This window comes from Inquilinus limosus DSM 16000 (assembly GCF_000423185.1).
In the GTDB taxonomy this organism is placed as follows: Bacteria; Pseudomonadota; Alphaproteobacteria; order DSM-16000; family Inquilinaceae; genus Inquilinus; species Inquilinus limosus.
In genome coordinates, this window is sequence record NZ_AUHM01000047.1 from 26,266 (window position 1) to 35,499 (window position 9,234).

A 9,234-nucleotide genomic window follows, 5' to 3' on the forward strand; every position below is an offset into this window, starting at 1 on the left:
ATCAGACGCCGCGTCACCGGAACGGATTGATGACAGTAACGCCCTCGATCGTGCGGCCGTGCGACAGGTCTTCCGAGAAGAGTTCGCGGCAGCCGGCGGCGCGAGCGGCGGCAATGATGGCGCTGTCCCAGTACGAGAATTGGTGAAGCGCCTTGATCTCCAGCGCTGTCTCGAGGATCGCGACGGTGTTCTCCTGGATTCGAAAGCGCAGCCAAGTGCGGATCAGGCCCGCTGCGATTTCGTGGGGAAGGGGATCGGGCCGTGAGGCGCGGGTCGCCTGTGCGTAGAATTCCTGCAGGACCTGCACTGATAGAACGCAGTCATCGCGGTCCAGCAGCGCCAGCGCCCGGTCGCGCTTCTCTGATTCCTCCGCTGCATTGCTGATCGAATACAGCAGAATATTGGTGTCGAGGAACGGACCCACAATTCAGGCGCCACGCTGGTGAATGTCATCGCGTGACAGACGGTTCGACGCGCGGAACGAGCGTATGGAGGCCCTTAGCTTGGCTTCTTCCCGCTTCAGCCGTTCAGCTTCGCTCTCTTCCTGGGCCAGCTCATTCAGGAACTGTTTGACGAGAGCCGAAACAGAGGTGTCCCGCTCGGCGGCCTTCATGCGTGCCCGCCGATACGTGTCGTCGTCCACAGAAACTGTGATGTTCTTCATATTTTCACAGTACGCCTGTCCTGGATCGCGGTCAACTCGGCAACGGTGTCGAAGGAAGCTCAAGCCCCTCCCAGATGCTCGACCAGGATCCGGGCGCCGACCAGGATCAGGCCGAGCCCGCCCAGCACCTCGGCCAGCCGGCCGAGCCGCGCCCCGGCGTTGCGGCCGAGCAGGAAGCCCAGCAGGCACATGGCGAAGGTGACCGCGCCGATGGTCAGACTGGCGGTCCAGATGTCGATCCGGACGAAGGCGAGGCTGACCCCGACCGCGGTGGCGTCCAGGCTGGTGGCGATGCCGGCCATGACCAGCGCGCCGAGGCCCGACCGCCGGTCCGGTGCCGCGATCCGTTCCGGCGCCATGCCGTGCCAAGCCATGCGGCCGCCGACCAGGCCGAGCAGGACGAAGGCGACCCAGTGGTCGACCGCCGCCACCGCCTCGGCGAAGGCGATGCCCAGCGCCCAGCCGAGCAGCGGCATGGCCAGCTCGAACCCGCCCAGCACGACGCCGACCCGCAACGCCTCCGCCGCCTGGGCGCGGATCGGGATGCGGCGGGCCGCGACGCCCTTGCCGACCGCGGCGGCGAAGGCGTCCATGGACAGGCTGAGGGCGAGGCCGAGGGTGGTGGCGACGGGCACGATGGCATCCGGGTGACGGGCAATGATCCCGGATAGTGGCGCGGCCGCCATGGTCAACGGCGCAAGTCTTTGTTCTGTAATGGATATTTCGGCTTCGCTGCAGAGTGAAGCCGGGGCTGAACCCTGTGCCGCCGGCTCGCTCCGTCAGCCGTCGAACTGCGCGGTCAGCCAGGCCAGGAACATCCGCACCGCCGGCAGGTCGAGCCGGCGCGGGTCGCACAGCACCCACCACTGCCCCTCCGCCGCGATCCGGACCGGGAAGGGACGCACCAGCGCGCCGTCGCGGACATGCTGGGAGGAGAGGACGTCGCTGACCAGCACCATGCCGCCGCCGTGCAGCGCGACGTCGATGGCGACGCTGATGTCGGAGAAATGCATCTGCCGCGCGGCATGCGGCGCCTTCACCCCGGCGGCCTCGAACCAGCGGCGCCATTCAGTGCCGTCGTCCTGGTGCAGCAGCGGCACCTCGCCCAGCGCCGACGGATCGGGGATGACGCCGCCGCGGTCGCCGAACAGCCGCGGACTGCAGGCCGGGGACAGCGCCACCTCCGCCAGGATGCGGGACCACTGTCCCGGCCAAGGACCGCCGCCGAAGGTGACGCCGACATCGACCCCGGCGGTCGCCACCGCATCGTTGTCCAGCACCCGCACGGTGCAGTCGACGGTCGGATGGGCCCGCACGAACTCCGCCATCCGCGGCGCCAGCCATTTGCTGGCGAACATCGGCGGCGCGCCGATCACCAGCGGCCCTGCCAGCTCGCCGGCGCGCGCCGCCAGCAGCGTGGCGGCGGCGGCGACGGTCTCCAGACTGTCATGCACGGTGCGGTGGAACAGCCGTCCGGCGCCGGTCAGGACGACGCGGCGGCCGCGCCGCTCGAACAACGGGAAGCCCACCGCCTCCTCCAGCCTCCGCATCTGGTGGCTGACGGCGCTGTCGGTCAGGTGCAGGGCTCGGGCGGCGCGGGAGAAGCTCTCATGGCGCGCCGCCAGGTCGAAGGTGCGCAGCGGGTCGAGGGGCAGGCGCATGGCATCGCCTTCATGAATTCAGATCATCTATTTCCTGAGATTTGATCATTTTGTGTCAAGTAGGCGTCACGATAGGGTGGATGCATCACCGGGCGCGCCAAGACGCCCGGACCATCCGACAGGGGCGAAGTCATGGGTTGCGCCATTCGAGGCATGCTGATCGCCAGCACCGTCCTGGCGGCCGCCGCGCTGGCGGCGGAAAATGTGAGCGCCGCGCGGGCCGAGGAGCTGCGGTTGGGGGCGGCGGGGCCGTTCACCGGGCCGGAGGCGTCGTTCGGCGAACAGATGGCCAGCGGCGCCGAGCTGGCGGTCGCCGACATCAACGCCAGGGGCGGTATCCTCGGCCGCCGGGTCACGCTGGAGCTGGGCGACGACCAATGCGACCCGCGCCAGGCGGTCAGCGTCGCCAACGATCTCGCCGGCCGCGAGGTGGCCGCGGTGGTCGGCCATTTCTGCTCCTCCTCCTCGATCCCGGCCGCGGCCGTCTATCATGAGAGCGGCATCCCGATGGTGACGCCCGCCTCGACCAACCCGGCCCTGACCGACGAGGCGGCGGCCAAGGGCTGGCAGGAGATCTTCCGGGTCTGCGGCCGCGACGACGCCCAGGGCTCGGTGTCCGGCCGCTACCTGGCGGCGCATTACAGGAAGGTCGCGATCGTCCACGACCGCTCCGCCTTCGGCACCGGCGTGGCCGAGGAGACGCGGAAGGCGATGAACGCCGCCGGCCTGAAGGAGGTGCTGGTCGAGAGCATCAACCAGGGCGAGCGCGACTTCTCGGCCGTGGTCAGCAAGCTGAAGGACGCCGGCGTCGAGGCGGTCTATTACGGCGGCTACCAGACGGAGGCCGGCCTGCTGATCCGCCAGTCGCGCGACCAGGGGCTGGCCGCCGTCTTCGTCGCCAGCGACGGCATCCTGGCCGACGATTTCTGGGCCATCGCCGGCACCGCCGCCGAGGGCACGCTGATGACGCATCCGCCCGATCCGCGCAGCAGCGCTGCCGGCAAGGCGGTGGTCGAGGCGCTGAAGGCGCGCGGCGAGAGCCCGGACGGCTTTGCCCTTTACAGCTACGCCGCCTTCCAGGTGCTGGCCCAGGCGGCGGAGGCCGCGGGCAGCGCCGAGCCGGAGGCGATCGTCGCGGCGCTGCGCAGCGGCAGGACGTTCGACACCGTGATCGGGCCGATCCGCTTCGACGCGAAGGGCGACGTCGTCGACCCGTCCTACGTCATGTACGCCTGGCGCGGCGGCACCTATGCCGAGCTGAACTGACCGACCTATCCCCGAAACCGGAGCACACCATGTCCGAAGCGACCGATCCCGGCCTGATGCCTCCTGGCCTCGTGGTCAACACGATGAAGGGCGACCCCGGTGAGCACCGGGCCGGAAGCTGGCTCGAATGGGACGGGCGGTGGCAGGGGCTGCAGGCGGCGCTGCTGGGCATCCCCTTCGATGGCGCCTCGGTGGTCCGCACCGGGTCGCGCCATGGGCCGGACGCCGTGCGCCGGTCGATGATGTACTACACCACCTACAGCAGCGGCGAAGGCCGGGCGATGACCGGCTTCCGCGCCGCCGATGTCGGCGACGTGCCGACGGTCGTCACCGACCTGCCGGGCAGCCACGACCGGATCAGCGCGGCCATCGCGGCCGTTGTCGGCCGCGGCATCGTGCCGGTGGCGATCGGCGGCGATCACTCGATCTCCTTCCCGATCATCCGGGGCGTGGTCCGGGCGCTCGGGCCCGGCAAGCGGCTGGGCGTGATCCATTTCGACGCCCATCACGACCTGCGCAAGGCGCATCTCGGCGCCGAATCCAGCGGCGTGCCGTTCCGCAAGTCGCTGGAGCTGCTGGACGGGGCTCTGTCCGGGCGCAACCTGGTGCAGATCGGCATGGCGGAGTTCGCCAATTCGCCTCAGCTCGCCGGCTACGCGGCGGAGCAGGGGGTGACGGTGATCCCGGCGCTGGAGGCGCGCCGCCGCGGCATGGCGGCGGTGGTCGAGCAAGCGCTGGCGCTGGCGACCGACGGGGTGGATGCGCTCTATGTCTCGGTCGACATCGACTGCATCGACCAGAGCCAGGCGCCCGGCACCGCGGCCCCGAACCCCGGCGGGCTGGACGCGCGCGATGTGCAGGATGCGCTGCGCCGGATCGGCGCTCACCCGAAGACGGTGGGTTTCGACCTGGTCGAGATCTCGCCGCCCTTCGACCATGACGACATCACCGGCCGCACCGGTGCCGCCCTGGTCCTCAATTTCCTGTTCGGCCTGGCCGGGCGGGCCGGCTGAGGCGCGGTCAGCGGAAGAAGAGCCAGATCAGGATCAGGATCGGGATCGGCACTCCGAGCAGCCAGAGCAGGATGTATCGCACGCGACGCCTCCGGTCGGTTCGGCGGCCGCCGCCGGCGGCCTCTAGGAGCCGGAACGGGAGGCCAGCTCCTTCAGTTCCTCGGCCTCGCGCGCCTCGCGCTCGCGGTTCAGATAGTCCTGCAGGGTCCGGCCCGAGACAGGCTGGAACCGCTCCTCCAGCCGCTCCATCGAATCGATCCGGTCGAGGCGGAAGCTGCGGAAATCCTGGCGCAGCTCGCACCAGGCGGTGACGGTCCAGCGATTGCCCCAGAAGAACAGGCCCAGCGGCTGGACGATCCGCTCGGTCGTCGCCTCCGGCGCGTTGTAGTGCAGCCGCAGCTTGCACCGTTCGGCGATCGCGATGCGGATCGGCTCCATCAGCTCGACCGGATAGGGCCGGCGGCCGGGGGCATGGATCGGCACCTCGTCGAGCGAGGCGGCGCTGGCCTCCGGCAGCACGCCGGAGATCTTGCGGGCGGCGCTGCCGGCGGCGCGGGCCAGGGCGGGGTCGGTCCAGGCCGCGACCATGCGGGCGCCGAGGCTCAGCGCCAGCAGCTCCTCCGCGGTGAACTGCACCGGCGGCGGCTCGAAGCCGCGGCGCAGCCGGTAGCCGACCCCGGCTTCGCCGTCGATCGGCGCGCCGCTGGCCAAGAGGTCGGCCATGTCGCGATAGACCGTGCGCTCCGAAACCTCGAGCGCCTCGGCGAGCTGCTGCGCCGTGACCAGGGCGCGGCCGCGCATCAGCAGCAGGATCTGGATCAGGCGGTCGGCTCGGCGCATCGGCGGGACGCCCGCCGAAGGGGCAGGCGGAAGGTTCAGAGGGAACGGCTCCTGAAGTGATAGAGCCGAACGCTCGGCCCGTCGATCACCTGTGTGAAGCGGTTGAAGCCGAGCAGGCCGGGCACCGTCTTGGCAGCGGCCTCGGCCTCGGCCATGTCGCGCCAGCGGACGATGTCGGCAAACTCGCCTCCGGCGCCGACGCCGAAGCTGCGGTCGATATAGCCGTCCAGCCCGGCGAGCGCCTGGCGCGAGCCCTCCGCCGCCTCGACCACGGTCTCGACCGCGATGCCGGGCCTGGCGCGGAACAGCACGACCTCGGTGACGAAGGCCATCGGTGTCTCTCCATCTGTGAGGCCCGGCTGCGGGCTGTCGATGGGGAGACATTACGACATCCCTCCTGACAGCATTCTGTCAGGAGGGATGGGGCGTCCTTCATAGCGGTGACTGGAGACACCGAACCGTCATGGCGAGCCCCGAAGGGGCGTGGCCATCCAGGGCAGCTCGGACCGGCCCTGGATGGCCACGGCGCTGCGCGCCTCGCCATGACGGTATTGGAAGCGCCAGCCGTCCGGAATCTCCCGCCGCTGGTGTCAGACGTTGAGCTTGCGCACCGACTGGCGGAACTCCGCCCGTGCCGCGTCGACGGCGTGGCGGGCCTCGGCGAGATCGGCGCCGACCCGCTCCAGCTCGCTCTCGCTGTCGTTCAGCTTGCCGAGATAGCGCTGGAACAGGTCGCTGTCCTTCGGCACGGCGCCGAGATTCTCGCGCAGCCGCGCCTGCTCCTCGCCGATCTCCGCCTGGCGCTGCTCCAGCCGCTCGGCCTCGGCCTCATGGTCGCGGATGACGGCGAGCCGGCCGGCCAGATCCGCCATGGCCCGGCGCACATCGGCCGGCAGGGTGCGGTCCTCGGCCCAGGCGGCGATCTGGTCGTCGGCATCCGCGGCCAGGTCGATGGTCTGCGCCAACGGCTGCTCCTGCGTCACCGTCACGGTCTCGGTCCTGCCGGCCGGCACCGCCTGGCGGATGCGGTACTGGCCGGCGACAACCTCGACCTCGTTCTTCCCTGGGCCTTCGGCCGGCTCGACCAGGGTCCAGCCCTCGAAGCGCGGCGTCTGCAGCAGCACCGTGCGGTCCTCGCCGGCGGCGCCGGTGACGGCGTAGGTGACGCTGGCGCGCTGGGTGGTGGTCAGCTCCAGCACGCCGTCGACGATGCGGGCGCGGGCCAGCGTGTCGTCGCGCTTGTCCTCGCGCTCGACCGTCACCTTCTGGTCGACGGCGAAGCTGACCAGCCGGGTCTCGCCCGCCGGCAGCGCGCCCAGCCGGGCGTCGCCGACATAGGCGACGGCGCCATCGGCACCGCGCTCGTAGAGCGTCAGCACGCCGGGCGGCAGGCCGGTCTGGCCGTCGTTCTTCAGGTCGACCGCGGCCAGCGGGTGCTTCGGCTCGGTCTGCGGCAGGTACAGGTCGACCCGGCTGGCCGGGACCTCGCGGTCGATGATCGGCACCAGGAGGGAATGGCCGGCGGCGACGGTCACCGGCTCGGGCAGGCGGAAGGTGACCTGGGTCGCGGTCTCGCCCGACTCGGCGGCGGTGACCTGGGCGTATTGCTGCGGGGCGGCCATCTCGTCCGCGATCGGCGCTTCCGCGGCCGGCGCCGCCATCATCCTCATCGGCGCTGGCGGAGCGGCGGCTCCCATGGCGGCACGGGCGCGGCCCGGCCCGGCGCCGTCAGCGTCGCGGGCTCGCTCGTCGACCGGGGGCAGCACCCGGCCCAGCACCTCGACCGGCACCTCCGGCCGGGCGACGGTGTAGCTCTGGTACAGCGCCTGGCGGAAGGTGACCGGGTTGCCGGAGACCACGGTCAGGTCGACCCCGTTCCAGTCGGCGCCGCTCATGTTCTCCAGCACCGCCCAGCCCTGCAGCGCCGCCGTCCCCGCCGCCGGACCGGCCGGCAGCGTCAGCCGGTAGCTGGTCTTCCACAGCGGGGCCGCGACGACGTAGCCGACGCGCAGCGTGCGCTCGCCGTCGCCGGTCGCGCGGATGGCCAGGGTGCGCCGGTCCTTGGCCGAATCGCGGGCGAGGGCGGCCAAAGCCGAATCCAGCTTCGACTGCAGCGCCGGGTCGGCGAATTGCAGCCCGTCCGCTTCCTCCAGCAGGAACTGCCGCACCCCGGCCGCGGTCATCAGGCTGACCCGATGGCGGGTGATCTGGGCACCGTCCTTGTCCTTCGACGTCTCCGCCACCACCGACAGGATGCGGCCGGACAAGGCGCGGGCACCCTCGACCCGGACCTCGGCGCCGCGCAGCGCGTTCAGCAGGTCGGCGGGGGAGGACAGCGCCTCCGGCCCGAAGGGCATCTCGCGGAAGGCGGCGGCCAGCGGCTCGCGCCCGGGCAGGCTGATCTCGCCGATGCCGCCCTTGTCGTCATAGACGACGATGCTCTTCATCACGTCGTCGACCTGGTCGAGCGGCACGGCGAGGTCCAGGGTCTCATCGCCGGTGACCCTGGCCTCGTATTCGAAATAGCCGACGCCGCCGGTCGACAGCAGCACGCGCTTCAGCGCCAGCGGCTCGGCCGCGGCGGCGGGCACGGCCAGCAAGGCCACGGCCGCGGCGGCGGGCAGGGCGAGGCGGATCGGTGTCATGCGGGTCCCCCTTCAGGATCGGTCGCAGGACCGACCATGCGGGGAGATCGTGGCGACGCCGCGGCCGTGTGGAGCCGAGCGTGGCGGAAAGATGCCGGCCTCGCCCGGATCAGCCTTCAGTCGAACGGCCAGCCGTCGTCGTCGCGCCAGTCGCGCCGGCCGCGCCGGCCGCCGCCGGTGCAGTCGGCGGTGTCGGTGCCGTCGGTGCAGCGGTTCGTGCCGCCGTAGCGGCCCTCGTCGCAGACGCCGTTATAGGCGCGGCGGCAGCTGTTCGGGCCGTGGTCGCGGTCGCGGCTGGCGTAGCCGCGGCAGTCGGCGGTGTCGGTGCCGTCGTCGCAGCGATTGGTGCCGCCATAGCGGCCCTCGTCACAGACGCCGTTATAGGCACGGCGGCAGCTGTTGGCGCGGTCGTTCCGGTCGCGGCGGTAGTAGCGGTCGTCGACGCGGCTGTAGCCGCCCTGACGGTAGTAGCCGTCGTCGTAGTAGCCGCTGTCGGCGTAGCCGTCGTTGTAGTAGCCGCCGTTGTAGTAGCCGTCCTGCGGCACGCAGGCGACGGCGCCGATAGCGGCGGCGGTGAGGGCAAGGGTACGCAGGAAGGTGGACAAGGTGGATCCTCGAGGGCGTTTCTCCATGCCGCGAACCGCGACGGGGCGCGGCGCTGCGGCTTCGAGGAATCAAGGCGCGAGGCCCCGTCCGGGTTCCGCTGTTTCAGGTGGAAGGATCGTGGACAGCGGGCGGCGGGCTGAGGCATGGTCGGACGTTGCGTCGCCGCGGGGAAAAACTTGCGGATCCATCGCCGAGAACGCCGAAGGGAGAACGATCCATGCGGATAGTGGTGTTGCGGGAGCGGTGGGAGGGTGAGCGCCGGGTGGCGGCGACGGCGGACAGCGTGAGGAAGCTGGTGGGTCTGGGGGCGGCGGTGGTGGTGGAGGCCGGGGCCGGCCTCGGCAGCGCGGTGCCGGACGAGGCGTACCGGTCGGCGGGGGCGGAGGTGGCGCCGGATGCGGCGAGTGCGCTGGCCGGGGCCGATGTGGTCTTGAAGGTGCGGCGGCCGCTGCGCGCGGGCGAGGGCGAGCTGGATGAGCTGGCGCTGATCCCCAAGGGCGCGGCGCTGATCGGGGTGCTGGACCCGTATGACGACGCGG

At 71.2% G+C, this 9,234-nt stretch carries 10 protein-coding genes and 1 pseudogene; 3 read left to right on the plus strand and 8 right to left on the minus strand.

Going from position 1 to position 9,234, the window contains the following annotated elements; all coding sequences use genetic code 11:
• Window positions 1–13: 13 nt before the first annotated feature.
• From G537_RS0128445 to G537_RS40420, 4 genes are all read right to left on the minus strand, one after another.
• Complete coding sequence (locus G537_RS0128445) at window positions 14–424, minus strand: PIN domain-containing protein (protein WP_034853341.1); 411 nt, start codon at window positions 422–424, stop codon at window positions 14–16.
• Window positions 425–427: 3 nt separating this feature from the next.
• Window positions 428–664 (minus strand): hypothetical protein, encoded by a 237-nt coding sequence (locus G537_RS40415; RefSeq protein ID WP_034853343.1) that lies wholly within the window; start codon window positions 662–664, stop codon window positions 428–430.
• Between the two features lie 59 nt (window positions 665–723).
• Window positions 724–1,299 carry a manganese efflux pump MntP gene (locus G537_RS0128450; RefSeq protein ID WP_034853345.1) on the minus strand — a complete coding sequence of 192 codons (576 nt, stop codon included), beginning with the start codon at window positions 1,297–1,299 and terminating at the stop codon, window positions 724–726.
• A gap of 144 nt (window positions 1,300–1,443) precedes the next feature.
• The gene (locus G537_RS40420) at window positions 1,444–2,325 is read right to left on the minus strand and encodes a LysR substrate-binding domain-containing protein (protein ID WP_051249247.1); all 882 of its coding nucleotides are present in this window, start codon (window positions 2,323–2,325) and stop codon (window positions 1,444–1,446) included.
• Between the two features lie 153 nt (window positions 2,326–2,478).
• Between G537_RS40420 and G537_RS0128460 the strand changes: the two genes are divergently transcribed.
• Together G537_RS0128460 and G537_RS40425 are read left to right on the plus strand one after the other, a co-directional pair.
• Window positions 2,479–3,591 carry a branched-chain amino acid ABC transporter substrate-binding protein gene (locus G537_RS0128460; protein WP_026872972.1) on the plus strand — a complete coding sequence of 371 codons (1,113 nt, stop codon included), beginning with the start codon at window positions 2,479–2,481 and terminating at the stop codon, window positions 3,589–3,591.
• Window positions 3,592–3,620: 29 nt separating this feature from the next.
• The gene (locus tag G537_RS40425; protein WP_051249248.1) at window positions 3,621–4,604 is read left to right on the plus strand and encodes an agmatinase family protein; all 984 of its coding nucleotides are present in this window, start codon (window positions 3,621–3,623) and stop codon (window positions 4,602–4,604) included.
• A gap of 123 nt (window positions 4,605–4,727) precedes the next feature.
• On the opposite strand, the gene G537_RS0128470 is transcribed toward G537_RS40425, so the two are convergent.
• The 4 genes from G537_RS0128470 to G537_RS0128485 all read right to left on the minus strand — a co-directional run bounded on the left by G537_RS0128470 (window position 4,728) and on the right by G537_RS0128485 (window position 8,694).
• Complete coding sequence (locus tag G537_RS0128470; protein WP_026872973.1) at window positions 4,728–5,444, minus strand: helix-turn-helix transcriptional regulator; 717 nt, start codon at window positions 5,442–5,444, stop codon at window positions 4,728–4,730.
• A 35-nt stretch (window positions 5,445–5,479) separates the two neighbouring features.
• Window positions 5,480–5,776, minus strand: a complete 297-nt coding sequence (locus G537_RS0128475) for a hypothetical protein (RefSeq protein ID WP_026872974.1) — start codon at window positions 5,774–5,776, stop codon at window positions 5,480–5,482.
• Between the two features lie 258 nt (window positions 5,777–6,034).
• Complete coding sequence (locus G537_RS0128480) at window positions 6,035–8,089, minus strand: DUF4139 domain-containing protein (RefSeq protein ID WP_026872975.1); 2,055 nt, start codon at window positions 8,087–8,089, stop codon at window positions 6,035–6,037.
• A gap of 116 nt (window positions 8,090–8,205) precedes the next feature.
• Window positions 8,206–8,694: a hypothetical protein gene (locus G537_RS0128485; protein WP_026872976.1), complete on the minus strand. Its 489-nt coding sequence runs from the start codon at window positions 8,692–8,694 to the stop codon at window positions 8,206–8,208.
• 218 nt (window positions 8,695–8,912) lie between these two features.
• Between G537_RS0128485 and G537_RS0128490 the strand changes: the two are divergent.
• Window positions 8,913–9,234: pseudogene (locus G537_RS0128490) on the plus strand (NAD(P)(+) transhydrogenase (Re/Si-specific) subunit alpha); the annotation flags it as partial.

Excerpts from the sequence above, each read along its gene's own strand:
- G537_RS40415 (WP_034853343.1), bottom strand. The coding sequence starts at position 664 with ATGAAGAACATCACAGTTTCTGTGGACGACGACACGTATCGGCGGGCA.
- G537_RS40420 (WP_051249247.1), bottom strand. The coding sequence starts at position 2,325 with ATGCGCCTGCCCCTCGACCCGCTGCGCACCTTCGACCTGGCGGCGCGC.
- G537_RS0128460 (WP_026872972.1), top strand. The coding sequence starts at position 2,479 with ATGCTGATCGCCAGCACCGTCCTGGCGGCCGCCGCGCTGGCGGCGGAA.
- G537_RS40425 (WP_051249248.1), top strand. The coding sequence starts at position 3,621 with ATGTCCGAAGCGACCGATCCCGGCCTGATGCCTCCTGGCCTCGTGGTC.
- G537_RS0128470 (WP_026872973.1), bottom strand. The coding sequence starts at position 5,444 with ATGCGCCGAGCCGACCGCCTGATCCAGATCCTGCTGCTGATGCGCGGC.
- G537_RS0128475 (WP_026872974.1), bottom strand. The coding sequence starts at position 5,776 with ATGGCCTTCGTCACCGAGGTCGTGCTGTTCCGCGCCAGGCCCGGCATC.
- G537_RS0128480 (WP_026872975.1), bottom strand. The coding sequence starts at position 8,089 with ATGACACCGATCCGCCTCGCCCTGCCCGCCGCCGCGGCCGTGGCCTTG.